This window comes from Thiohalocapsa marina (assembly GCF_008632335.1).
In the GTDB taxonomy this organism is placed as follows: Bacteria; Pseudomonadota; Gammaproteobacteria; order Chromatiales; family Chromatiaceae; genus Thiohalocapsa; species Thiohalocapsa marina.
This window is the reverse complement of the sequence record NZ_VWXX01000004.1, coordinates 222,436-245,285: the sequence shown is the minus strand read 5'-3', so window position 1 is coordinate 245,285 and position 22,850 is coordinate 222,436. Positions and strand designations below refer to the sequence as shown.

The 22,850-nt window shown below is 65.7% G+C and carries 19 protein-coding genes and 2 tRNA genes; 11 read left to right on the top strand and 10 right to left on the bottom strand.

Annotated features, from left to right (window positions below):
• Positions 1–7: 7 nt before the first annotated feature.
• Together F2Q65_RS05045 and F2Q65_RS05040 are read left to right on the top strand one after the other, a co-directional pair.
• Positions 8–313: a hypothetical protein gene (locus F2Q65_RS05045; RefSeq protein WP_150091045.1), complete on the top strand. Its 306-nt coding sequence runs from the start codon at positions 8–10 to the stop codon at positions 311–313.
• 222 nt (positions 314–535) lie between these two features.
• Positions 536–1,021, top strand: coding sequence for a hypothetical protein (locus F2Q65_RS05040; protein ID WP_150091043.1), 486 nt, complete (start codon positions 536–538; stop codon positions 1,019–1,021).
• Positions 1,022–1,130: 109 nt separating this feature from the next.
• Here F2Q65_RS05040 and F2Q65_RS05035 read toward each other — a convergent pair whose 3' ends face one another.
• The 9 genes from F2Q65_RS05035 to htpX all read right to left on the bottom strand — a co-directional run bounded on the left by F2Q65_RS05035 (position 1,131) and on the right by htpX (position 12,821).
• Complete coding sequence (locus tag F2Q65_RS05035) at positions 1,131–1,724, bottom strand: Uma2 family endonuclease (protein ID WP_150091041.1); 594 nt, start codon at positions 1,722–1,724, stop codon at positions 1,131–1,133.
• Positions 1,725–1,985: 261 nt separating this feature from the next.
• On the bottom strand, positions 1,986–4,367 hold the full coding sequence (locus F2Q65_RS05030) for a nitric oxide reductase activation protein NorD (protein ID WP_150091039.1): 2,382 nt from the start codon (positions 4,365–4,367) through the stop codon (positions 1,986–1,988).
• A gap of 47 nt (positions 4,368–4,414) precedes the next feature.
• Entirely contained in the window at positions 4,415–4,846 is a 432-nt protein-coding gene (locus F2Q65_RS05025) for a GxxExxY protein (RefSeq protein ID WP_150091037.1), read from the bottom strand.
• A gap of 12 nt (positions 4,847–4,858) precedes the next feature.
• Entirely contained in the window at positions 4,859–5,665 is an 807-nt protein-coding gene (locus F2Q65_RS05020) for a CbbQ/NirQ/NorQ/GpvN family protein (protein WP_150091035.1), read from the bottom strand.
• Positions 5,666–5,802: 137 nt separating this feature from the next.
• Positions 5,803–6,159 carry a ribulose bisphosphate carboxylase small subunit gene (locus F2Q65_RS05015; protein ID WP_150091033.1) on the bottom strand — a complete coding sequence of 119 codons (357 nt, stop codon included), beginning with the start codon at positions 6,157–6,159 and terminating at the stop codon, positions 5,803–5,805.
• Between the two features lie 169 nt (positions 6,160–6,328).
• Entirely contained in the window at positions 6,329–7,747 is a 1,419-nt protein-coding gene (locus tag F2Q65_RS05010; protein WP_150091031.1) for a form I ribulose bisphosphate carboxylase large subunit, read from the bottom strand.
• Positions 7,748–7,961: 214 nt separating this feature from the next.
• Positions 7,962–8,705, bottom strand: a complete 744-nt coding sequence (gene cysZ, locus F2Q65_RS05005; protein WP_150091029.1) for a sulfate transporter CysZ — start codon at positions 8,703–8,705, stop codon at positions 7,962–7,964.
• A gap of 223 nt (positions 8,706–8,928) precedes the next feature.
• Positions 8,929–11,754: an excinuclease ABC subunit UvrA gene (uvrA, locus tag F2Q65_RS05000; RefSeq protein WP_150091027.1), complete on the bottom strand. Its 2,826-nt coding sequence runs from the start codon at positions 11,752–11,754 to the stop codon at positions 8,929–8,931.
• Positions 11,755–11,945: 191 nt separating this feature from the next.
• Entirely contained in the window at positions 11,946–12,821 is an 876-nt protein-coding gene (htpX, locus tag F2Q65_RS04995; protein WP_150091025.1) for a protease HtpX, read from the bottom strand.
• A 151-nt stretch (positions 12,822–12,972) separates the two neighbouring features.
• On the opposite strand from htpX, the gene F2Q65_RS04990 reads away from it, so the two are divergent.
• The 8 genes from F2Q65_RS04990 (at position 12,973) to F2Q65_RS04955 (ending at position 20,684) form a co-directional block, all read left to right on the top strand.
• Positions 12,973–13,048, top strand: a tRNA-Ala gene (locus F2Q65_RS04990).
• A 117-nt stretch (positions 13,049–13,165) separates the two neighbouring features.
• A tRNA-Glu gene (locus tag F2Q65_RS04985) sits at positions 13,166–13,241 on the top strand.
• A gap of 258 nt (positions 13,242–13,499) precedes the next feature.
• Complete coding sequence (locus F2Q65_RS04980) at positions 13,500–14,951, top strand: TldD/PmbA family protein (RefSeq protein ID WP_150091023.1); 1,452 nt, start codon at positions 13,500–13,502, stop codon at positions 14,949–14,951.
• Positions 14,948–16,267: a TldD/PmbA family protein gene (locus F2Q65_RS04975; protein ID WP_150091021.1), complete on the top strand. Its 1,320-nt coding sequence runs from the start codon at positions 14,948–14,950 to the stop codon at positions 16,265–16,267. The genes F2Q65_RS04980 and F2Q65_RS04975 overlap by 4 nt, the downstream gene beginning before the upstream one ends.
• 252 nt (positions 16,268–16,519) lie before the next feature.
• Entirely contained in the window at positions 16,520–17,224 is a 705-nt protein-coding gene (locus F2Q65_RS04970) for a transposase (protein WP_150091019.1), read from the top strand.
• A gap of 438 nt (positions 17,225–17,662) precedes the next feature.
• On the top strand, positions 17,663–19,759 hold the full coding sequence (locus tag F2Q65_RS04965; RefSeq protein ID WP_150091017.1) for a ribonucleoside triphosphate reductase: 2,097 nt from the start codon (positions 17,663–17,665) through the stop codon (positions 19,757–19,759).
• A 2-nt stretch (positions 19,760–19,761) separates the two neighbouring features.
• A complete protein-coding gene (gene nrdD, locus F2Q65_RS20155; protein WP_150091015.1) occupies positions 19,762–19,953 on the top strand; it encodes an anaerobic ribonucleoside-triphosphate reductase in 192 nt (63 codons plus the stop codon).
• 14 nt (positions 19,954–19,967) lie between these two features.
• Entirely contained in the window at positions 19,968–20,684 is a 717-nt protein-coding gene (locus tag F2Q65_RS04955; RefSeq protein ID WP_150091013.1) for an anaerobic ribonucleoside-triphosphate reductase activating protein, read from the top strand.
• Positions 20,685–20,775: 91 nt separating this feature from the next.
• On the opposite strand, the gene F2Q65_RS04950 is transcribed toward F2Q65_RS04955, so the two are convergent.
• Positions 20,776–21,006, bottom strand: a complete 231-nt coding sequence (locus tag F2Q65_RS04950; protein WP_150091011.1) for an acetyltransferase — start codon at positions 21,004–21,006, stop codon at positions 20,776–20,778.
• Positions 21,007–21,343: 337 nt separating this feature from the next.
• On the opposite strand from F2Q65_RS04950, the gene F2Q65_RS04945 reads away from it, so the two are divergent.
• Positions 21,344–22,789, top strand: coding sequence for a lytic transglycosylase domain-containing protein (locus F2Q65_RS04945; RefSeq protein ID WP_150091009.1), 1,446 nt, complete (start codon positions 21,344–21,346; stop codon positions 22,787–22,789).
• The last annotated feature ends 61 nt before the right edge of the window (positions 22,790–22,850 follow it).

Sequence of the window (22,850 nt, the reverse complement as noted above, 5' to 3'; positions counted from 1 at the left end):
GGTCAGCATGAGAGACCAGAAGTATCCGGGCATCGACAACGACCCGAACGCCGGCATGAATCCCACCGGCAACATCATCCGCGATGCCTGGGTGTTCGGCATCATCCCGGAGACCGAGACCTGCGCGGGCTGGACCGTACAGGGCATCCAGGCGCTGTACGACAAGGTCAGCGCCGCCTGGGGGCCCTATGGCCATCTGCCCTCAAGGTTGCCCCCGGAGCTGCAGCAGCGGCATCAGCGCATCTACGACGAGGCCACGCGCCAGGCGCGGGACAGGGGCTGGGACCCGGACAACGCGCTGGAAGACGATTGAGGGGAAGCTTCCAGCCGCCAGCCGCCGCTGCCGTCGCTGCCGCTTTAACCGCAGAGGCGCAGAGTGCGCAGAGGAATAGCGGAGATTCATACCTGGGGTGCCGTAGGCGCCCACCCGAAGAAGCTCTTCTTCTACTTTGCGTTCTCTGGGCCTCTGCGGTTAATCCGGGGTCGACGGCTGGCGGCTGGCGGCTGGAGACTGGATGCTGGCGGCTCCAAGAACATGTTCAACCAACCCCAGACCTTCTTTCGTCCGGATGAGCTCAGACGCGAGCATGGCCGCATCCGGGCGGATCTGTTCAACCGCTGCAGGCTGTTGCTGAGCCGCAGCCGGCTGGCCCATGTCTTCGTGCCGATCCGCGGCATGCAGTTTCTGGCCGTCATCACGCCGGACGAGGTGTTGTTCGTCGACAGCGAGGCCTATGCGGTGCGCGGCGACGAAGGCGGGCGCATGATCCTGCTGGCCTGGCAGCGTCTGGCGGCCGAACCGCGGGATTCGCTCACCGCGCCCGTGTCCATGGACGTGGTCCATTATCACCCGGATCAGGAGCAGACCCAGCGGCGTCTGATGGCGGAGTTGCCCAAGGCCGTCGATCTGCTGCTGTCGCGCCAGCCGATGAAGGGCCGGGTGCCCGTCGGCTCGATGAAGGTTGTCACCTTGATGCCACCGGACCCTGCACCACCAGTATCGGGCAACACCGAGGCATGATCCGTGGCGCAACCGAAGCCGTGGCCAGCCGCGCAGGACAAGCGGTCCAACCCGCGCCTGTGGAAGACCGCCTGGTCTGAACGGGCCCCGAATCGGGGCTGGGAGTGCTTCAGTCTTCGGCTGGGCCGAGGCGGGCGATCAGTGCGTCCCAGTGGATCGAGACGCCAGGCAGAACGCCGATCGGGGTCTCGCCGGCGAGTTCGCGGATGTCCGGTTTGCCGTAGTCGTCCTCGTCCAGGCGATAGATGGTGAGGATGCGGTCGACGGGGTGGACCAGCCAGTATTCGCGCACCCGGGCGCGTTCGTAGACGCGGAGCTTGCGGATCTGGTCGTGACTGGCGGTGCTGGGGGAGAGCACCTCGACGATCAGATCCGGCCCACCGCGCACGCCGCGGCGGTCGAGCTTGCCGGGGTCGCAGACCAGCAGCACGTCGGGCTGGACCACGGTGTCGATGAAGGCATCGTCCTCGTTGGCCTTGGGCAGGCGGACGTCCACCGGGGCGATATAGACGCGGCAGGATTTGCCTTCCAGCGCTTGCCGCAGTTGATAGTAAAGCTCGCCGGCGACATCCTGATGGTCCAGCGTCGGCGCCGGTGCCATCAGGTAGGCAACGCCGTCGATGAGTTCGTAGCGCACGTCATCCGGCCAGGTCAGGTAGTCGCCGTAGGTATGATGCGCTTCGTCGCGTTGCGCCAGTCCCATGCTCGGTGTCTCCGTGCCGGTGTGTGAGGCCGCCCCGTCTTCAAATAGTAGCAATTGGAATTGGTAGTTGGTGGAAAGGTTGCGCTTGTTCCACCCTCCCTTCCTCTCAATAACGTGCCATGCGAATCTGTCACTGCGGCCCGGCATCGCCGCCGCGGTTGACCCGATGAGACTTTCCAGGGTGCGTCCCGGGGAACCGCTCCTCCGAGCTTTGTGTGCTCTGTGCCCTGGCGGTTTCGTTCCATCGCGTCGTGGGCGCTGTTACGCGGTGAGCGCAGCGAAGACGTTGGGTAGCCGCTCCGGCAGCCGCTCGACGTGGTCGACGATGGCGTAGTTGTTCTCGCCGAAGATGCGCGCCACGTATCGGTCGGCGTTGGGGTCCAGGGTCAGGCAGTAGGTGTAGATGCCCTGCATGGCCAGGTCCTCCACGGCCTTCTTGGCGTCGTGGCGCAGGTACTGCGGATCGCGCTCGTCGATGTCCGCCGGCTCGCCGTCGGTGATCAAGAGCACCATGCGCTTCTGCGCGCTCTGCTGGGTCAGATGCCAGCCGGCGTGGCGCAGGGCGGCGCCCATGCGCGTGGACAGGCCGCCGGTCATGGCGGCCATGCGCGACTTGGCGTCGTCGTCGTAGCGCTGCTCGAAGTCCTTGAAACGGAAGTACTGCACGTCGTGGCGGCCATCGGAGGCGAAACCGTGTACGGCGAAGTTGTCGCCGATGGAGTCGATGGCCCAGGCCAGCAGGCCGGTGGCCTCGCGGGTCAGGTCCAGCACGCTGGGCTGCTCGTCGTAGCCGGGCTCGCCCTCCTGCAGGCCGCCAACCTTCTCGTTGGTGGACTCGGACAGATCCATGAGCACGACGATGGATAGGTCCCGCACATGGCGCGTGATACGGATGTTGATGCGCGGATCGGGCATGACGCCGCGGCGGATGTCGATCATGGCCCGCACGGCGGCATCCAGGTCCAGTTCCTCGCCCTCCTCGTAGCCGCGCCGGCGTACGATGCCCTGGGGCTGCAGCGCGTCGATGAGGTGGCGGATGCGGCTGGCGATGGGCTTGTGCTTGTCCAGGATGGCGTCCATGATCTCCGGGTCGCCGCGGCCCTGGCGGCGCTCCATCACCGTGGCCCAGTCCGGCCGCGCCAGCTGCACCTGGTAGTCCCACTCCGCATAGTGGTAGGGGTCCGAGACCGGCTCCACGCCCTCCATCTCGTTGTAGCTGATGCCCATGTCCTCGTAGGGGAAGAGCTCGGTGTTCAGCACCCAGACCTCCTGCGGGCTGCCGTCCTGCAGCTCGGAGTCGATCTCGTTGACCATCTCCATCACCGAGACGTTGCGCCGCACCGTGCCCTGGCTGGCGGGCAGGTAGTCGATGCCCTTGGAGACGAACAGGTTCTCGCTGAAGTTCCAGAAGTAGCGGTTGTCGTCGCGGTAGGGGATGGGCCAGTCGGAGAGCACGCGCACGCCGGGGATGGGCGCGATGGCGGTGACCCGGTTGTAGAAGTCGATGCCGGCCATCCAGGCAAGCCGCGGATCGTTGGGGTCTGCCTCCAGCCTGGCGCGGAACGCATCGGCGACGCTGTTGATCAGCGGCTCGGTGTGGCGGTAGTCCGGGTCCATGATGGCACGGGTGACGCCGAGCATCAGGCGCATCATCTCGTGCGGCGGTGCGTAGTCGTCGTCGGCGCCGGGCTCGGCGGTGAAGAACCGCAGCCAGAGCTTGCGCAGGCCTGGGAACTCCCGGTAGGCCAGGTATTCCACCCGGGCGTCCTCGAACAGCTCGATGAAGCGCATCTGCGCCTGGGACAGTTCCTCGGCGGAGACGGGCTGGAGCGTGTAGACCATGTGCGCCGCAGCATGGGCGGCGGCGGCGCGGTAGAGGTCGATGCCGTCGATGCCGCGGAACGGGTCGAAGGCGTCCGGCACGTGGATCTGGAAGTCTTCGATGAAGGGCCGCAGGCCTTGGCGGGTCTCGTAGTCGCCGGCGGTGGGGCGCATGAAGAAGGCCCGGCCCCAGAGCGCGCGCAGATAGAAGTTGAGCTTGCGCTGGCTGTCGACGAACAGCGTGCCGCGACGCTCCTTCTGCAGCACCGCCTTGGCGGATTCGGTCTTGAGGCCGAAGTAGGCCATCTGGCCGTCCAGGTCGCGGGCATGGGCCTGGGCGCCCCAGAGCGCCCAGCGGCGCAGGCCGCCCAGGGTGAGCTTGGACAGCAGCTCGTCCATGTTCTCCATCATCGGCCGCAGCCCGCGCGGCGCCTTGCCGGCGAGCTGGTGCAGCAGCCGCAGGTAGCCACGCAGCACCTCGGCATCGCCGAGCCGCGACGCGGCCAGCGGCATGGTGGAGAGGATCATGGTGATGACGCTGCCGGAGGTGTGCGAGGCCAGCTTCATCATGGACTCGACGATGTCCGGGAGCACGTCCTCGCCGACCTCCTTGGCGACCCCGGGCATCTCCTGCACATAGGTCAGTACCAGATCCTGCCCGCGACCCATGGAGCACATGGCGCGCATGCCCTCAAGATAGTTCTGCAGGCCGCGCGGCGACATCACCCGCTGCGCCTCGTGATAGGCCGACTCGAGCGCCTCGCGGTGCTCGTGGTCGTTCTCGTCGAGGCATTGGACGTAGTCTGTGAATTCGATACTCATAGCGCTGGGTTGCCTGTGTTAACCGCAGAGGCACAGAGGACGCAGAGTCAAGAGCTGAGAATGATCCGGTGGAGGCCGTGCTTGAGCAACGGCACATTAAAGTTTATCAGCAGCCCGAGAGGCCGGTTCAGTGCCCGCAGGTAGGAAATGACCTGCGCCCGGTGTATCGCGCTGATCGAGTCCATCGCCTTCAGCTCAACGATGAGCTGATCGGCGACGAAGAGGTCGAGTCTGCCTTCCCCAACCCTGTGCCCCTTGTAGACGCAGGCGAATGGGTGTTGTCGCCGAAACGCAATCCCTTGGTCCGTCAGCTCGCACGCCAGCGCCTCCTCGTAGACCGCCTCAAGGTACCCTGGCCCAAGGCATCGATGCACTTCGATCGAGGCGCCGATGACCCGCTCTGTCAACCGGTTGAGTCCATCCTGAACTTTGTCGAATCTCTGCGCATTCTCTGCGTCCTCTGTGTCTCTGCGGTTCAAATTGCGAAGGCCTCAGAAGTAGGTATTTACCGCCGCTCCAAGGGTGTCGCGCATGTCCGGGTCGTCGGTCAGCGGGGTGACCAGGGCCATCTGGCAGGCGTCCTGGGGGCTGATGCCCTTGCTGATGAGCTGCGCGGCGTAGACCAGCAGGCGGGTGGACATGCCTTCGTCCAGGCCATGGCCCTTGAGGTTGCGCGAGCGCTGGGCGATCTGCACCAGCTTCTCGGCGGTTTCCTTGTCGACGCCGCCTTCGTGGGCGACGATCTCGGACTCGACCTCGGTCTTCGGATAGTCGAAGTCCAGGCCGCCGAAGCGCTGCTTGGTGGACTGCTTGAGGTCCTTCATCAGGGACTGATAGCCCGGGTTGTAGGAGATGACCAGCTGGAAGTCCGGGTGGGCATGCACCAGCTCGCCCTTCTTCTCCAGCGGCAGCTCGCGGCGGTGGTCGGTCAGGGGGTGAATCACCACGGTGGTGTCCTGGCGCGCCTCGACCACCTCGTCCAGGTAGCAGATGGCGCCGATGCGCGCGGCCACGGTCAGCGGGCCGTCCTGCCACTTGGTGCCGTTGATGTCGAGCAGGAAGCGCCCGACCAGGTCGGAGGCGGTCATGTCCTCATTGCAGGCCACGGTGATCAGCGGCTTGCCGAGGCGCCAGGCCATGTGCTCGACGAAGCGCGACTTGCCGCAGCCGGTCGGGCCCTTGAGCATCACCGGCATGCGCGCGGCGTAGGCCGCCTCGTACATGGCGATCTCGTCGGCCACCGGGCGGTAGTAAGGTTCGGTCTTGATCTGGTACTGGTCGCGGTCGATGTCTGTCATGGCAGAGGTTCGCCTGTCTGGTTGAGCTGGCGGCGCGGGTGCGCCGGGCAATCCGGAAAGAAAAAAGCCCCGCCCCGCGGGGCGGAGCAGGGCTATTCGTCAGTCCGTTGTCATTGCTTCGCGTGGGCGAAGGCGGCTCAGACCGGGTTGCCGCGGAAGATGACCATCTCGGCGCCCTTGGACTGGGCGTAGTTGTCGAAGCCGATCAGGCGCACATGGTTGTTGGGGTGCGCCTTGTGGCAGGCCTCGGCCTCGGCCAGGATGGTGTCGATGTCGGTCTCGCCGAACATCGGCAGCTTCCACATGTACCAGTAGTGGTCGAAGGCGTTCTCCGGCTCGGTGTGCTCGATGGCCGGGTTCCAGCCCTTGGAGACGATGTACTCCACCTGCTTGCGGATGCGCTCGGCGTCCATCTCGGGCAGGTAGGAGAAGGTCTCGAACTTGCGGCTGGTGACGTCGGCCAGGCTCGACTTGTAGTCCTGCATTGCGCTCATTGTGTTAAATCCTCGGATGCTTGAGGCCGCCAGCCTCCAGTCTCGAGCCTCCAGCAAGCGTGCGGGTGGCGAAACTGGCGGTGGCAGGCGAATCAGTGTTGACGTTCGATCAGTCCGACAGCCGGGGCGTCATGGATTGACGCCCGGCTGGCGGCGGGCCGCTGGCGGCTTACTTGTGCGCCACGTCCAGCTTGTCGACGGTGTCGAACTCGAACTTGATCTCTTTCCAGGTCTCCATGGCGATCTTCAGCTCGGGGCTGTTGGCCGCTGCCTTGGTGAGGACTTCCTTGCCTTCCTTCTCGATCGCCACGCCCTGGTTGCGGGCCTCGACGCAGGCCTCCAGGGCGACGCGGTTGGCCGCGGCGCCGGCCGCGTTGCCCCAGGGATGGCCCAGGGTACCGCCGCCGAACTGCAGCACGGAGTCGTCGCCGAAGATGGTCACCAGTGCCGGCATGTGCCAGACGTGGATGCCGCCGGAGGCGACGGCGAAGGCGCCGGGCATGGCGCCCCAGTCCTGGTCGAAGAAGATGCCGCGGCTGCGGTCTTCCTTGACGTAGGGCTCGCGCAGCAGGTCGATCCAGCCCAGGGTGGAGGCGCGGTCGCCCTCCAGCTTGCCGACGACGGTGCCGGTGTGCAGGTGGTCACCGCCGGACAGACGCAGGATCTTGGTCAGCACACGGAAGTGGATGCCGTGGTGCGGGTTGCGGTCGAGCACGGCGTGCATGGCGCGGTGGATGTGCAGCAGCACGCCGTTGTCGGCGCACCACTGGGCCAGACCGGTGTTGGCGCAGAAGCCGCCGGTGATGTAGTCATGCATGATGATCGGGGCGCCGATCTCCTTGGCGTATTCGGCGCGCTTGAACATCTCGTCCGGGGTCGGCGCGGTGACGTTCAGGTAGTGACCCTTGCGCTCGCCGGTCTCGCGCTCGGCCTTGTCGATGGCGTCCATGACGAAGTCGAACCGCTGACGCCAGCGCATGAAGGGCTGGGAGTTGACGTTCTCGTCGTCCTTGGTGAAGTCCAGACCGCCACGCAGGCACTCGTAGACGGCACGGCCGTAGTTCTTGGCCGACAGGCCCAGCTTCGGCTTGATGGTGCAGCCGAGCATCGGGCGGCCGTACTTGTTCATCATGTCGCGCTCGACCTGGATGCCGTGCGGCGGGCCGTTGCAGGTCATGACGTAGGCGATGGGGAAGCGGACGTCCTCCAGACGCAGGGCGCGCACGGCCTTGAAGCCGAACACGTTGCCTACCAGCGAGGTGAAGACGTTGACCACCGAGCCTTCCTCGAACAGGTCGATCGGGTAGGCGATGAAGGCGTAGAAGCAGCTGTCGTCGCCCGGCACGTCCTCGATGGCGTAGGCGCGACCCTTGTAGTAGTCGAGGTCGGTCAGCAGGTCGGTCCAGACGGTGGTCCAGGTGCCGGTGGAAGACTCGGCGGCCACGGCGGCAGCGGCCTCTTCACGCGGCACGCCTGCCTGGGGCGTGATCTTGAAGCAGGCCAGCAGGTCGGTCTCCTTCGGCGTGTAGTCCGGCATCCAGTACGTTTCGCGGTAGTCCTTTACGCCGGCATCATATTTCTTCGCCATGTGTTGCCTCTCGTCTATCAAGGGTCGTGGTGATTTGCGTGTGGTCACGCAGTCGCGCGGATGCGCCCGCTACAAATTCCCACACTTCTGGCGGGAGTTCATGGGCGGCTAGTATAGGCGGGCGCGTTGGAATGTGTGTTTCGAGTTTCTGATCTCACCCATAGAAGAACCCCTATGCGTTGCGCGCATTATTGACCATTGTCAATCTTCCTGGTCAGGCTGACGGCTCAGCCGGTCGGAGTTCCCGAACCCACATCGCCGTGGCGCCGGCGACAGCCGCCGGCATGACGATGAAGTTGACCACCGGGATCAGCGTCAGCCCTGCTGCGGCGGCGCCGAAGCCAAGGCTCATGAGCTGGCGCCGGCGCAGGGCCGCGCGCATCTGCCGGAAGCTGAGCCCGTGGTTGCCCATGGGGAAGTCGCTGTACTGCAACGCCAGCATCCAGGCGGTGAACAGGAACCAGATCACCGGGCCCACCAGCGGCACGGCGAAGGCCAGGATCAGGAACGGCACGCTCCAGAGCACGGCATAGAGCAGCTTGCGCAGCTCGTCCAGCAGCGTGCGCGGCAGCGCGCGCATCAGTTTCTTCAGGTCATCCGCGCCCTGGGTCGGTTCGTGGCCGGACAGCAGCGTCTCGGCCTTCTCCGCCAGCAGGCCGTTGAACGGCGCCGCGATCAGGTTGGCAACCAGCGTGAAGGTGTAGAACACGACGATCAGCAGCGCCACGACGAACACCGGCCAGAGCAGCCATTCCAGCCAGGCGAGCCAGCCCGGCACCGTGGCCTGCAGCCGTGTCATGAGCGCGTCGAACCGGCCTGCGCCCCACCAGATGGCGGCGGAGAAGACCAGGATGTTGACCAGCAACGGCACCAGCACGAAACGCTTGAGGCCGGGACGGCCGATGAGGCGGATGCCTTGCAGCATGAAGGCCGCGCCCCGGGCGGGATTTGACGGCATGAGGGTGACCCCGGTGGGTTGAAGGCGGATAAAACCCGGGGATTATGCGGCTATTGGTCGTCAGTCGCCAGCCGCTGCCGGCCAGCAGCGCCGAATTCAAACCGCTGAGCCGCAGCAGACGCAAAGGAACACAGAGAGTAGAAATGCCCCGCATTGCCTCTGCGTTCTCAGCGTCCTTGCGGTTGAACAAGGCGCGAAAAAGGCAGGATTTCGTTGTCGTCGGCTACCAGCCGCGTTGCAGCAGGGGACGGAGAAAGCGGCCGGTGTGCGAGGCCGCGCAGTCGGCGATCTGTTCCGGCGTGCCGACGGCGACCACCTCGCCGCCCCGGTCGCCGCCCTCGGGGCCCAGGTCGATGATCCAGTCAGCGGTCTTGATCACGTCCAGGTTGTGCTCGATGACCACCACCGTGTTGCCGGCATCGCGCAGTCGGTGCAGCACCGCCAGCAGGTGCCGCACGTCGTGGAAGTGCAGGCCGGTGGTGGGCTCGTCGAGGATGTACAGGGTGCGGCCGGTGTCGCGCTTGCTGAGTTCACGGCTGAGCTTGATGCGCTGCGCCTCGCCGCCGGACAGGGTCACGGCGTTCTGGCCCAGGCGCACGTAGCTGAGGCCGACATCCATCAGCGTCTGCAGCTTGCGCCTGAGGGCCTGCACCGGCGCGAAGAACGCCAGCGCGTCTTCCACGGTCAGGTCCAGCACCTCGTCGATGGTCTTGCCCTTGTAGCGGATCTCCAGCGTCTCGCGGTTGTAGCGCCGGCCGCCGCAGGCGTCGCACTGCACATAGATGTCCGGCAGAAAGTGCATCTCTACCCGGATCAGACCGTCGCCCTTGCAGGCCTCGCAGCGTCCGCCCTTGACATTGAAGCTGAAACGCCCGCTGGTGTAGCCCCGGGAGCGGGCCTCGGGCACCGCCGCGAACAGGTCGCGCACCAGGCCGAACAGGCCGGTATAGGTGGCCGGGTTGGAGCGCGGCGTGCGACCGATGGGGCTCTGGTCGATGTCCACCACCTTGTCGAAGTGTTCCAGCCCCTCCACTGCCCGATGCTGCGCCGGCCGCAGGCTAGCGTTGTTCAGCCGGCTGGCGGCCACCGGGTGCAGGGTGTCGTTGATCAGCGTCGACTTGCCGGAGCCGGACACGCCGGTGACACAGCAGAAGGTGCCGACCGGGATGGCGACATCGATGTTGCGCAGGTTGTTGCCGGCGGCACCGAGGACGCGCAATGCCTGGCCGCCGGCGGCGACGTGCCGCGTCGACGGGATCTCGATGCGCTGGGTGCCGCTGAGGTACTGCCCGGTGAGCGAGGCCGGATTGGCGGCGATCTGTTCCGCGGTGCCCTGGGCGACGATGCGACCGCCATGCACGCCAGCCCCGGGGCCCAGGTCCACCACATGATCGGCGGCGCGGATGGCGTCTTCGTCGTGCTCCACCACGATCACGGTGTTGCCCAGGTCGCGCAGCCGCGTGAGCGTGCCCAGCAGCCGGGCGTTGTCGCGCTGGTGCAGGCCGATGGAGGGCTCGTCGAGGACGTACATCACACCCACCAGCCCGGCGCCGATCTGGCTGGCCAGCCGGATGCGCTGGGCCTCGCCGCCGGACAGGGTCTCGGCGCTGCGGGTCAGGGTCAGATAGTCCAGGCCGACGTCCACCAGGAACTGCAGCCGCTGGGCGATCTCGCGGATCACCCGGGCGCCGATCTCGGCCCGCTGGCCGGACAGGGCCAGCTCGCCGAACCAGCGCAGGCTGTCCCCCACCGGCAGGGCGGACACCTCGGCGAGTCCGCGTCCGCCCACCAGTACATGGCGAGCGGCGGGGTTCAGGCGTGCGCCGCCGCAGTCCGGGCAGGGGCGGCTGGAGATCAGGCGGGCCAGTTCCTCGCGCACGCTGGCGGAATCGGTCTCGCGGTAGCGTCGCTCCAGGTTCGGCAGGATACCCTCGAAGCTGCGCAACTTGCCGCTGCCACGCTCGTGCGGCAGCTTCAGCTTGAATTTTTCCGTTCCTGTGCCCTGCAGCACCCGATGTCGGATCTGCTCGGGCAGGTCCTGCCAGGGGGTGTCGATGTTGAAGCCGTCGTGCCGAGCCAGGGTCTCCAGCATGCGAAAATAGTAGCCGTTGCGCCGGTCCCAGCCGCGCACGGCACCGTCGGCCAGGCTCAGCGCCGGCTGGGTGATGACCTTGGCCGGGTCGATGTACTGTTCCACGCCGAGTCCGTCGCAGCTGGGGCAGGCGCCGGCGGGGTTGTTGAACGAGAACAGGCGGGGTTCAAGTTCCGGCAGGCTGAAGCCGCAGACCGGGCAGGCAAAGGCGGCGGAAAAGGTCTCCGGCGCCTCGTCCGGGGCGTCCATGCGCGCCACCCGCAGGATGCCGCCGGAGAGCTTCAGCGCTGTCTCGATGGATTCCGCCAGGCGCAGTTGCAGGTCGTCGCGCACCCGGAAGCGGTCCACCACCACCTCGATGTCGTGCTTCTTCTTCAGATCCAGCGCGGGCGGATCGTCCAGTTCGAACAGGTCGCCGTCGATGCGTGCGCGCACGAAGCCCTGTGCATTGAGTTCACTGAGCAGGTGGTGATACTCGCCCTTGCGTGCGGAGACCACCGGGGCCAGCAGCATCAGTTTTTCGCCGGCGGGTCGTGCCAGGATCTGGTCGACCATCTGGCTGACGGTTTGGGCGGTGAGGGGGTTGCCGTGCGCAGGACAGTGCGGCGTGCCCACCCGGGCGAACAGCAGTCGCAGGTAGTCGTGGATCTCGGTGATGGTGCCGACGGTAGAGCGCGGGTTGTGCGACGTGGTCTTCTGCTCGATGGAGATGGCCGGCGACAGACCCTCGATCTGATCCACGTCCGGCTTGTCCATCAGCGACAGGAACTGCCGCGCATAGGCCGACAGCGACTCCACGTAGCGGCGCTGGCCCTCGGCGTAGATGGTGTCGAAGGCCAGCGACGACTTGCCGGACCCAGACAGCCCGGTGAGCACGATCATGCCCTGCCGGGGCAGGTCAAGATCGATATTCTTCAGATTGTGCGTGCGCGCGCCGCGGATACGGATGCTGTCCATGGGGCTCTTTCGTTAACCGCTGAGGCGCGGAGGGCACAGTGAAAAGACGAGAGGGGTTTCGGGGGGCAAGCGCAAAACAGGGCGCTGTCCGCTGACGCCAAGTCGCGCAGGGCACCGGCGTCAGAAGCAACCGCGGGCGTCTCCAGGGACGGTTCTGCCCGCGGTTGGCACGGTCGGATGTGACGAGCTGTTCAGCGGCGCCCGCTCTCCAGTGCGGCGATGCGCTCCTCCAGCGGTGGGTGACTGGCGAACAGCTTCTTGATGCCGTCGCCGATGCCGCCGGAGATGCCGAAGGCGGCGAACTCGCCGGCAGGCAGGTCGTGGGGCTGATGCACCCGCTGCAGCGCGCGCAGGGCATCGATCATCTTCTGCCGGCCGGCAAGATCGGCGCCGCCCGCGTCGGCGCGGAACTCGCGGTAACGGGAGAACCACATCACCACGATGGAGGCCAGGAAGCCGAGCACGATTTCGGCGATGATGGACACCACAAAGTAGCCGATACCCGGCCCGCCCTCATCATTCTGACCGCGCAGGGCGGAATCGACGAAGCCACCGATGACTCGCGCCAGGATGATGACAAAGGTGTTGAGCACGCCCTGGATCAACGCCAGCGTGACCATGTCACCGTTGGCCACATGGCTGATCTCGTGGCCCACCACGGCCTCCACCTCGTCCTTGGTCATGTGCTGCAGCAGGCCGGTGCTGACCGCCACCAGGGCGTCGTTACGGTTCCAGCCGGTGGCGAAGGCGTTCGGCTCGGGCGACTCGAAAATGCCAACCTCGGGCATGCGGATGCCGGCCCGCTCGGACTGGCGCTGCACGATCTCGAACAGCCACTGCTCGAACTGGGTCGTCGGCTGCTGGATGATCTGCACGCCCATGGAGCGCTTGGCCATCCATTTAGAGATGAACAGCGAGATCAGCGAGCCGCCGAAGCCGAACAGCACCGCCATGACCAGCAGCCCGGTGCCCTGGGTGGTGTCGCCGATGCCGAGGATGTTCAGCACGACGAACAGCACGGCCAGAATGGCGAAGTTGGTTCCGACGTACAGAAGGACGCGTAACATGTCGAACAGACTCCCAGCGAAATGTAAGGAAAATTGTTGCCGCCCTAACATGGACGCTGTGTGCCATGGACGCAAGGGCCGGTGTGGGCGCGAAGGTCAAAAAAAGACTGGACAACGCGGGCAGCAGCCCCTAATATGCAGGGCTTGGCACGGGGCCATAGCTCAGCTGGGAGAGCGCAACACTGGCAGTGTTGAGGTCGGCGGTTCGATCCCGCCTGGCTCCACCAAAAAATCATTTTCGGACGATTTTGTCCGAAAACGCAGCGAACAGTATCAGGCCCGGCCAGCGCCGACAGCAATCAGCGCACCGGGCCTTCTGCTGACAACATCGCCAACAGTCTCAGGTCCCCATCGTCTAGAGGCCTAGGACACCGCCCTTTCACGGCGGCAACCGGGGTTCGAATCCCCGTGGGGACGCCAATTCGATCAAGCGCCTGCCGATCTTCGGGGGCGCTTTTTTATTGCCCGGACTTCTTGCCGCCCGGTGCCATCCTGGCCAAAAATCAGCACGCGATTCGAAAACGCGGTTTCCGAATCGTTTCATTTTCAGCGGCTTGCGCAGCCAACAATGGCGGGACCTCCTGCCCTGCACGGGAAACGCTGAATGAATCAGCGTTTCCCTAAACTCATCGACGCCGAACTGTCCGGCGCCAACCGTAGCGGATGCCGATTGTCGTGATGAATCTCGAGCAAGAACTGCAGCACATCGTCGACACCTTTGCGGCGTCGGCGCCAAGGGCGAGCTACTGGACCCTGCGTCTGGTAGACGAGGTACACGAGGCTCTGGTGGTCCGCGATGACGTCGCCGAGCCGAGCAGCCTTGGCCTGTCACGCGGCGCCATGGTCACAGTGCTGGCGGATGGCGGGCTGGGCTATGCGGCGACCAGTGATCTCAGCGCGGCCGGGCTCCGGCGGGCGTCGGAGCAGGCGCTGCGGGCCGCCGCGCTGCATGCGCGTCGTGGGTTGTTCGATGCCGGTCTGTACCCACGCAGCGCCCTGCGCGCGCAATACCGGTCTCCGGTGACCGAGCCCTGGGCCGCGCGGACCCTGCGGGACAAGCTCGACCTGCTGTTCGAGGCCTGCGCGGCGCTCGACGTGGACGCGCGCATCGTCGAACGCGTCGCCTGGCTCGGCCACCGGCGGACGGTGCAGCGGCTCATCACCGCCGATGGCGGCGACGTGCTGCAGCACTGGGAGTATGTGCATCCGGGCCTGTCCGCCACGGCGTATGTCGACGGTCAGACCCAGACGCGCCACGGCGGCGGTGCAGACCATGCCCGTCAGGGCGGGCTCGAACGCATCGCGGCGAGTCGTCTGATCGAGGACGCCGAGCGTGTCGCCCGCGAGGCCATCGCCCTGGTCGAGGCGCCGGAGTGCCCGAGCGGGCGGCGCGATCTGGTGCTGCTGCCGAGCCAGATGACGCTGCAGATCCACGAGTCTATCGGCCATCCGCTGGAGCTCGACCGGATCCTCGGCGACGAGCGCAACTATGCGGGCCTGAGCTTCGTCACGCCGGAGATGTTCGGCAGTTACCGCTACGGCTCGGCGCTGCTCAATGTCACCTTCGATCCCACTGTCCCCGGCGAGCTGGCGAGCTGTGCCGCCGACGACGAGTGCACGCCGGCCAGACGCGTGCACCTGATCCGCGACGGCATCCTGGAGCGCCCCCTCGGCGGCGTGTTGTCGCAGCGTCGCGCGGGACTGCCCGGCACCGCCAATGCCCGTGCCAGCGAGTGGGCGCGGCCGCCCATCGACCGCATGACCAACATCAACCTGGAGCCTGGCGAGGGCAGCCTGGACGCGCTGATCGCCCGGGTCGAGCGTGGCGTGCTCATGGACAGCAACCGCTCCTGGTCCATCGACGACAGCCGCAACAAGTTCCAGTTCGGCTGCGAGCTGGGTCGCCTCATCGAAGATGGCGAACTCAAGGGCCTGGTGCGCAACCCGGGCTACCGCGGCATTTCGGCCCGGTTCTGGCGCACGCTCGACGGCGTCGGCGGCCCTGAGACGCTGGAAGTGCGCGGTGTCACCAACTGCGGCAAGGGCGAGCCGAACCAGGGGGTCTATGTGGGCCATGCCTCGCCGCCCTGTCTGTTCCGCGATGTCGAGGTGTTCGGGGGTGGGTTATGAGGCGCGAGGCGTTCTTTGGTCTGGCGGATCGGCTGAACGGCCGACTGCAGGGTGACGAGGTCCTGTTCGCACGCCTGGGCGTGGAGGCCTCGGACTTCGTGCGGCTCAATCAGAACCGGGTCCGACAGGCCGGCAGCGTGCGCAGCGCCGACCTGGGCCTGACCCTGATCCAGGGCCGCAAGCAGGTGGAAGGCGACTGCCAACTAAGCGGCGATTCGACGGCCGATGAGGCCATGGCTCTGAGTCTGCTGCAACGGCTGCGCGAGCGCCTGCCCCATGTGCCGGATGACCCCTACCTGAACGTCGGCGAGACGGCGCTGGAGATTCACCGCGATCTGCCGGCGACGCTGCCCGACAGCAACGAGGCCATCGGCACCCTCACCGAATTTGCGGAAGGCCTCGACCTGGTGGGTATCTGGGCCGCCGGCAGCCTGGCGGACGGGCTCGCCAGCTCCATCGGGCATCGCTGCTGGCAGCAGAGCCACAGCTTCAATCTGGACTGGAGCTGCTACCTGGACCGCGACAAGGCGGTCAAGGAGAGCTATAGCGGCTTCGACTGGCAGCCCGCGGCGCTTGCCGAGCGCATCGCCCGACAGCGCGAGCGCCTGGCTGTGATGGCGCGCCCGCAGCGGCGGATCGAGCCCGACCGCTATCGCGCCTATCTGGCCCCTGCGGCGGTTCAGGAACTCATGGACATGCTCGCCTGGGGCGGTTTCGGGCTGCGGGACCATCGCACCCACCAGACCCCGCTGCTGGCGCTGGTCAATGGCGAACAGCGGCTGCATCCGGACCTGAGCATCCACGAAGAGCACGGGCGGGGCTTGAGCGCCGGTTTCACCGACGAGGGTTTTGCCAAGCCGCCGCGGGTGGCGCTGATCGAGCAGGGCCGCTTCAAGGATTGCCTGGTGGATGCGCGCAGCGCCAAGGAGTATGGCGAGCCGGTCAACGCGGCGGTCGAGTCGCCCGAGTCCGTCGCCGTTGGCGCCGGCGATCTGCCCGCGGACGAGGTGCTGGCGCGGCTCGGCACCGGCATCTATGTCGGCAACCTCTGGTACTGCAATTGGTCTGATCGTAACGCCTGTCGCGTCACGGGCATGACCCGCTTCGGTACCTTCTGGGTCGAGAACGGGGCGCTCGTGGCCCCCCTGGCGGTGATGCGTTTCGATGACTCGCTCTATCATCTGCTCGGCGACCGCCTTGAAGCCCTCACGGCGGAGCGGGAATTGATCCTCTCACCAGACACCTACGGCGGACGCTCCAGCGACAGCGCCCTGCTCCCCGGCATCCTCGTCGGCGGCATCGAACTGGCGCTCTGAGCCCGGGATCGCCAGCCCAGAGTCGCTAGCCGTCAGAACATGGTCCCGGTGCAGGGACGTAGTTTAGGTGACGGTATATTAAACTTGCTCGTATTCTTGCATGCATTACAGGACCTTGCTGCGGTGACGGCCCTATCGCGGCCTATCGTACCCTAGATTAGGTGACAGTATACTAAGCTTCCCCATATACTCGCCCGATAGCCCGCCCCGGGGGCGGTATATGCATCCCACTCCCATTCGGAGGAAAAGCCTGTGGCCAGAATCGCGCGGGTCGTCGTACCCGGCTTACCGCATCACATCACGCAGCGTGGCAATCGTGGCGAATCGACATTTTTCGATGACACGGATTATGTCGCCTATCGCGACCTGCTCGCAGCATCCTGCCGGCGTTGCGGCACCGAGATCTGGGCCTACTGTCTGATGCCGAACCATGTACATCTAGTGATGGTGCCGACGACGGAAGACGGGTTACGTTGTGCGTTGGGCGAGACGCATCGGCGCTATACGCGCATGATCAATGCGCGCCAGGACTGGTGCGGGCACCTCTGGCAGGAACGCTTTCACTCGTTCGTGATGGATGAGCCGCATCTGCTGGCTGCTTCGCGTTATGTCGAGCGAAATCCGGTGCGTGCCGGGCTTTGCGCGACGCCCGAGCAGTGGCCATGGTCGAGCGCACGCGCCCATCTGAGCGGCGAAGACGATGCCTTGGTACGGGTTCGCCCGTTGCTGGACCTGGTGGGCGACTGGGCAGGCTTCCTGGCCGATACGGACGCCGAAGAGGACCCGGAACAGTTCCATCGGCATTCGCGCACGGGTCGGCCCCTGGGTTCGAATGCATTCGTCACGGACGTCGAAAACCGTCTCGGACGCGTGCTTCGACCGCAGAAGCCGGGTCCGAAGCCTCGGAGTCGTGATGCGCAGACGGATGAGCTGTTGGCCGGTTCCAGCAAGGATTGAGAAACCTATACCGTCACACTGATTGTCACCGTCATTTCTCGCCGCTACCTGCGGGGCGGCCCGCAGGCGCGGGCGACCCGCTTGTGCGAGCTGACCGGGGCCAGGATTGATGGACTGTCTCATTCATTGGCCGGTGGATCTGGTTCGCAGTCATCGAGTTTGGCGCTGGAATGACCGCCCGTGATGATGTGATCTAGATTGGTACACTGTCACTATAACATTGCCTCTGTCATGTTAACGGATCGATATACCGTCCCCTTGATGCCCATCTGGCCATGTTGTCGTAATAAGTATACTGTCACTATAAATATTTCCCGTGACTATCGGCCTTGAGTTGCTTTGGATCAAGAAAGCGGTTCTGCGCTTGCACGCTATATCTTGGGGTATCTATAATCTCCGGCACTATATCTTGTGTCTTCCCCGGGATTCACCACTGCCATGGACAACAGCCGCTCCAATCTTGCGACCCTGCCGATCCGCGTCCTCAAGCGCGACGGGCAGCAGGTGCCTTTCGACGCGGCCAAGATCCAGGCGGCCATCCTGAAGGCGGGGCGGGCGACCGGCGAGTTCGACGAACTCGAGGCGCAGTTGCTGACGGCGCAGGCGGTCAAGGTGCTGGCGCATCGTCATGGCGGTGAATCGGGCCACGGGGCGTCGGGTCAGACACGGTTGCCGGACATCGAGTCTATCCAGGATGTGGTGGAGCAGACGCTGATCAGTGCCAACCACTTCGAGACGGCCCGCTCCTACATCGTCTACCGCGAGCAGCGTGCCAAGCTGCGCGCCGACCGCCGCACCCTGGTGGACGTGGCCAGCTCCATCAACGAGTATCTGGACCGCTCGGACTGGCGCGTGGCGGCCAACGCCAACCAGGGCTATTCCCTGGGCGGGCTGATCCTGAACACCTCGGGCAAGATGATCGCCAACTACTGGCTCAGTCATGTCTATTCGCCCGAGATCGGCGAGGCGCACCGCGAAGGCGACATCCACATCCACGATCTCGACATGCTGGCGGGCTACTGCGCCGGCTGGTCGCTGCGCACCCTGCTGACCGAGGGCCTGAACGGTGTGCCCGGCAAGGTCGAGGCCGGTCCGCCCAAGCACATGTCCAGCGCCATCGGGCAGATCGTAAACTTTCTCGGCACGCTGCAGAACGAATGGGCCGGCGCCCAGGCCTTCTCCAGCTTCGATACCTACATGGCGCCCTTCGTGCGCATCGACGGTCTCGACTATCCGCGGGTCAAGCAGTACATCCAGGAGCTGATCTACAACCTCAACGTGCCCAGCCGCTGGGGCTGCCAGACACCCTTTACCAACCTCACCTTCGACTGGGTCTGCCCGGAGGACCTGCGCGAGCAGGTGCCGGTGATCGGTGGCGTCGAGCAGCCCTTCACCTACGGCGAACTGCAGGCCGAGATGGACCTGATCAACCGCGCCTATATTGAGGTGATGACCGAGGGCGATGCCAAGGGTCGCATCTTCACCTTCCCGATCCCCACCTACAACATCACCGAAGACTTTCCGTGGGACAGCGAGAACGCGGAACTGCTGTTCGAGATGACGGCGAAGTACGGGCTGCCCTATTTCCAGAATTTCATCAATTCCGAGCTCTCGCCGAACATGGTCCGCTCCATGTGCTGTCGGCTGCAGCTCGACCTGACCGAACTGCTCAAGCGCGGCAACGGTCTGTTCGGCTCTGCCGAGCAGACCGGTTCCCTCGGCGTGGTCACCATCAACTGCGCCCGGCTCGGCTACACGCACCGGGGCGACGAGAAGGGCCTCTACGCGCGGCTGGACCAGCTCATGGAGCTGGGCAAGAAGAGCCTGGAGCTCAAGCGCAAGGTGATCCAGCGCCACATGGACACGGGTCTGTTTCCCTACACCAAGCGCTATCTGGGCACCCTGCGCAATCACTTCAGTACCCTGGGCGTGAACGGCATCAACGAGATGATCCGCAATTTCACCGCCGACGCCGAGGACATCACCACCCCCTGGGGCAAGGCCTTCGCCTGCCGCCTGCTGGATCATGTGCGCGCGCGCATGGTGCAGTTCCAGGAGGAGACCGGCCACATGTACAACCTGGAGGCGACCCCGGCAGAGGGCACCACCTACCGCTTTGCCCGCGAGGACCGGAAGCGCTTTCCGGACATCCTGCAGGCCGGTACCGACCAGGCGCCCTATTACACCAATTCCTCGCAATTGCCGGTGGGCTACACCGACGACCCCTTCCAGGCCCTGGCGATGCAGGAGGAACTCCAGTCCAAGTACACCGGCGGTACCGTGCTGCACCTGTACATGAGCGAGCAGGTCAGTTCCGTGGACGCCTGCAAGCGGCTGGTGCGCCGCTCGCTCGAGCACTTCCGCCAGCCCTACATCACCGTGACGCCGATCTTCTCTATCTGCCCACACCACGGCTACATCGCCGGCGAGCACGAGTTCTGTCCGCTGTGCGATCAGGAACTGCTGGCAAGGAAGCGGAAGGCGCAGATCGTCGCGCAGCCATCGACCGAAGAGACAACCCACGCAGGAGCATGAAAATGAGCAATGACCGTATCGAACTGAACGACGAGGAACGTACCCGCTGCGAGGTCTGGACCCGCGTCATGGGCTATCATCGTCCTGTTTCCGCCTTCAACAGCGGCAAGCGCTCGGAGCATGCCGAGCGGTCCTATTTCTGCGAGCAGCCGCAGGGGACCGTTCAGTGCGAGGCCGCGCGCGAGGCGGCCTGAGCGGGCGCACCGTCTTGACCGGATCGTCCGCGGCAACCCTTGCGGTCGGCGGCCTGACGCCGCTGACCACCATCGACTATCCCGGCGAACTGGCCGCGGTGGTTTATTGTCGCGGCTGTCCCTGGCGCTGCCGCTACTGCCACAACGGGCATCTGCTGGATGCCGCCAAAGAGGCGGAGCAATTGCCTTGGGATGCGGTCATGGCGTTTCTGGCCAGCCGTCGCGGCTTGCTGGACGCCGTGGTGCTCAGTGGCGGCGAACCGACGGCGCAGGTGGCGCTCGCCGATGCCATCACCGACATTCGCGCCCTGGGCTTCCGGATCGGGCTGCATACGGGCGGCCCGTACCCCGAGCGCCTTGCATCGGTGCTGCCGCTGGTGGACTGGGTTGGGCTGGACATCAAGGCGCTGCCGGCAGACTACCCGGCAGTCACCGGCGTGCCGGGTTCCGGCGAGCGGGCCTGGCGCAGCCTCGATTTGTTGCTGGACGCCGGGGTGGCCCACGAGGTCCGCACGACGCCATTGCCGGGGCTAGACGACGCAGGCTACCTGCAACGCCTGATGCAGCGTCTGGCCGACACCGGCGTCGAGCGCTATGTGCTGCAGCACTGCGACACCACGCATGCCCTCGATGCATCCCTCAAGGCGCTGCCGGCCGCGGTGCCCCCGCCACTGGCTGCAGACCTGTCACCTCCGCCGGCCATGCGGCACTTTTCCGTCCGGGCACGCTGACCGGCCTGCCCGCTTTGCTGGGCATATTGCCGGCCTGGCTGCCTGGCCTGTCATTCTCTGCCTGCATCCGATCTTCTCTGCTCGCGTCCGTTCAGCCGTGATGGTGCCGCGCCTCTTCGTCGCGGTAGTGCACGTCGATCCAGCAGCGAGGCAGATCCTCGCCGGAGCAGAACACCAGATCGTTCTTGTCGAACCGCTCCGGTTCCTGCACCTCCTCGCCGTAGTGGTAGCGCCCGATCAGTGCGGTGTGCATGGGATTGTAGAGGTCGCCGAGCCCGAGGACCTCGACCAGTCTGCCTGTGTTGCGATGCTTGAGATACATGCTGGCCTCCTGTGTTTATTCGAGAAGCGCTGACTGATTGGCCTCCTGCCCCGCGCGGGAAACGCTGAACAAATCAGCATTCCCCTTGATGTCTTTCCTCTTTAAATGTAGGCGATGCGGCGGGCCTTTGTACGGGTGGCCCCATGTCAGCCGGCCCGCGGGCGGGCCGGTGGTGTGTCTCGTTAATTAAAAAACCGTCGCCAACCCTTGTTTATGCGACGAATGTCGGTAAAAATCAGGTCTGGGGGCAGTGATCCGCCGGTCGTGTTCGCTTCCTGCGGGGTGCGGCGGAGCACGAAAGATCGTTGAGTCTGGCTTGCACGAGGGGGATCGGGGCATGCACGCACATCGTCCTGGCCGATTGTTCGGCTGTCTGCTGGTGGTCGCTCTGGCGCTGGGCCTTGGGGGGTGTGCCGGCAACAATGCGCGGCTGGACACCTTCGACAAGGGCCGCGGGTACGGCGCCAACGACACCTTCCCGGTGCCAGACGAGATCCGCGACAATGTCGAGTTCTGGCGACACGTGTATGGGGTGTGGAGCCGCGCGGATGTGGCCATCCACGATGATCGCTACATGGACATCATCTACGAGGTGGTCCGGCTGCCGGAGCCGATTCAGGCGGGTTATACCCCGGCCCAGAAGGCGCTGATCGCCAGCCGCAAGGCCCACCACCAGGGGCGCGTGCAGGCACTGCAGCAGCGGGTGCGCGACGGCCGCCCGCTTGATGCGGAAGACCGCGCCCTGCTGGACAGCTTCAAGCAGGCCGGCGGCGTCGGGGCGCTGGCCGGCGCCGACGAGCGGGTGCGCAGTCAGCGCGGCCTGCGCGAGCGCTTCAAGCGCGGCGTGGAGATCAGTGGCCGCTATGACGCCGAATTCCGCGAGATCATGTCGCGCTACGGCGTGCCCGAGGACCTGGCCTATCTGCCTCACGTGGAATCGTCCTTCCAGACCAATGCCCGCTCGTCGGTGGGCGCGGGCGGTGTGTGGCAGTTCATGCCCGCTACCGGGCGCATCTACATGACCGTCAATGGCACGGTCGACGAGCGCTTCGATCCCATCCTCGCCGCCGACGGCGCCGCCCGCTATCTGTCCGAGGCCCACGACCGGCTCGGCAGCTGGCCGCTGGCGGTGACCTCGTACAACCACGGTCAGGGCGGCATGGCCAAGGCCAAGGCGATCCACGGCGACGACATCGGCGCCATCGTCGAGCGCTACCAGGGGCCGTACTTCGGCTTCGCCTCGCGCAATTTCTATTCCGAGTTCATTGCCGCGCGCGAGGTGGCCAGCAACGCCGAGCGCTACTTCCCCGAGGGGCTGGCCTACGAAGAGCCCTGGACGCATGACCGGCTGGTGCTGCGCCACCCGATGCCGGCCCACCATGTCGCCAGCCACTACGGCGTCGCCGGCCACCAGCTGGCGGATCTGAACCTGCACTGGCAGCACCGCGCCCGCGCGGGCGTCGCCCAGTTACCGGCGGGCTCCACGGTCTGGTTGCCGGCGGGCTCCCTCAAGCGTGTGGCGAGCCATCCTTCGCCGGCGGCGCCGGCGGTGGCGAAAGCGGCCCCGGCGCCTAGAAAGCTGGCCATCGCCAAGTCCCAGCCGGCCGTGGCCCGGTCGACCAGCAGCAGCGTTCGCTACCATGTGGTCAAGCCCAAGGAGACGCTGTATCGCGTGGCCGTGCAGAACGGGCTGACGGTGTCGGAGCTGCGCAAGCTGAACGCGATGGGTCCACAGGACACCGTGATCCGTCCGGGGCAGAAGCTGAAGGTGCCGACGTCCTGATCCCTGGCAGGTGTGTACCAGCGGGGTTGCCGGGTGAGTCTACCTTTGCGCTGGTGATGCC

What these genes read in the sequence shown, in the direction of transcription:
- cysZ (WP_150091029.1), bottom strand. Translation starts at nt 8,705, where the DNA reads ATGCCGTCAAATCCCGCCCGGGGCGCGGCCTTCATGCTGCAAGGCATC.
- F2Q65_RS04980 (WP_150091023.1), top strand. Translation starts at nt 13,500, where the DNA reads ATGAATCTCGAGCAAGAACTGCAGCACATCGTCGACACCTTTGCGGCG.
- F2Q65_RS04950 (WP_150091011.1), bottom strand. Translation starts at nt 21,006, where the DNA reads ATGTATCTCAAGCATCGCAACACAGGCAGACTGGTCGAGGTCCTCGGG.
- F2Q65_RS05015 (WP_150091033.1), bottom strand. Translation starts at nt 6,159, where the DNA reads ATGAGCGCAATGCAGGACTACAAGTCGAGCCTGGCCGACGTCACCAGC.
- F2Q65_RS05045 (WP_150091045.1), top strand. Translation starts at nt 8, where the DNA reads ATGAGAGACCAGAAGTATCCGGGCATCGACAACGACCCGAACGCCGGC.
- F2Q65_RS05040 (WP_150091043.1), top strand. Translation starts at nt 536, where the DNA reads ATGTTCAACCAACCCCAGACCTTCTTTCGTCCGGATGAGCTCAGACGC.
- F2Q65_RS05030 (WP_150091039.1), bottom strand. Translation starts at nt 4,367, where the DNA reads ATGAGTATCGAATTCACAGACTACGTCCAATGCCTCGACGAGAACGAC.
- F2Q65_RS05020 (WP_150091035.1), bottom strand. Translation starts at nt 5,665, where the DNA reads ATGACAGACATCGACCGCGACCAGTACCAGATCAAGACCGAACCTTAC.
- F2Q65_RS05010 (WP_150091031.1), bottom strand. Translation starts at nt 7,747, where the DNA reads ATGGCGAAGAAATATGATGCCGGCGTAAAGGACTACCGCGAAACGTAC.
- nrdD (WP_150091015.1), top strand. Translation starts at nt 19,762, where the DNA reads ATGAGCAATGACCGTATCGAACTGAACGACGAGGAACGTACCCGCTGC.
- F2Q65_RS04965 (WP_150091017.1), top strand. Translation starts at nt 17,663, where the DNA reads ATGGACAACAGCCGCTCCAATCTTGCGACCCTGCCGATCCGCGTCCTC.
- htpX (WP_150091025.1), bottom strand. Translation starts at nt 12,821, where the DNA reads ATGTTACGCGTCCTTCTGTACGTCGGAACCAACTTCGCCATTCTGGCC.
- uvrA (WP_150091027.1), bottom strand. Translation starts at nt 11,754, where the DNA reads ATGGACAGCATCCGTATCCGCGGCGCGCGCACGCACAATCTGAAGAAT.
- F2Q65_RS04945 (WP_150091009.1), top strand. Translation starts at nt 21,344, where the DNA reads ATGCACGCACATCGTCCTGGCCGATTGTTCGGCTGTCTGCTGGTGGTC.
- F2Q65_RS04975 (WP_150091021.1), top strand. Translation starts at nt 14,948, where the DNA reads ATGAGGCGCGAGGCGTTCTTTGGTCTGGCGGATCGGCTGAACGGCCGA.
- F2Q65_RS05035 (WP_150091041.1), bottom strand. Translation starts at nt 1,724, where the DNA reads ATGGGACTGGCGCAACGCGACGAAGCGCATCATACCTACGGCGACTAC.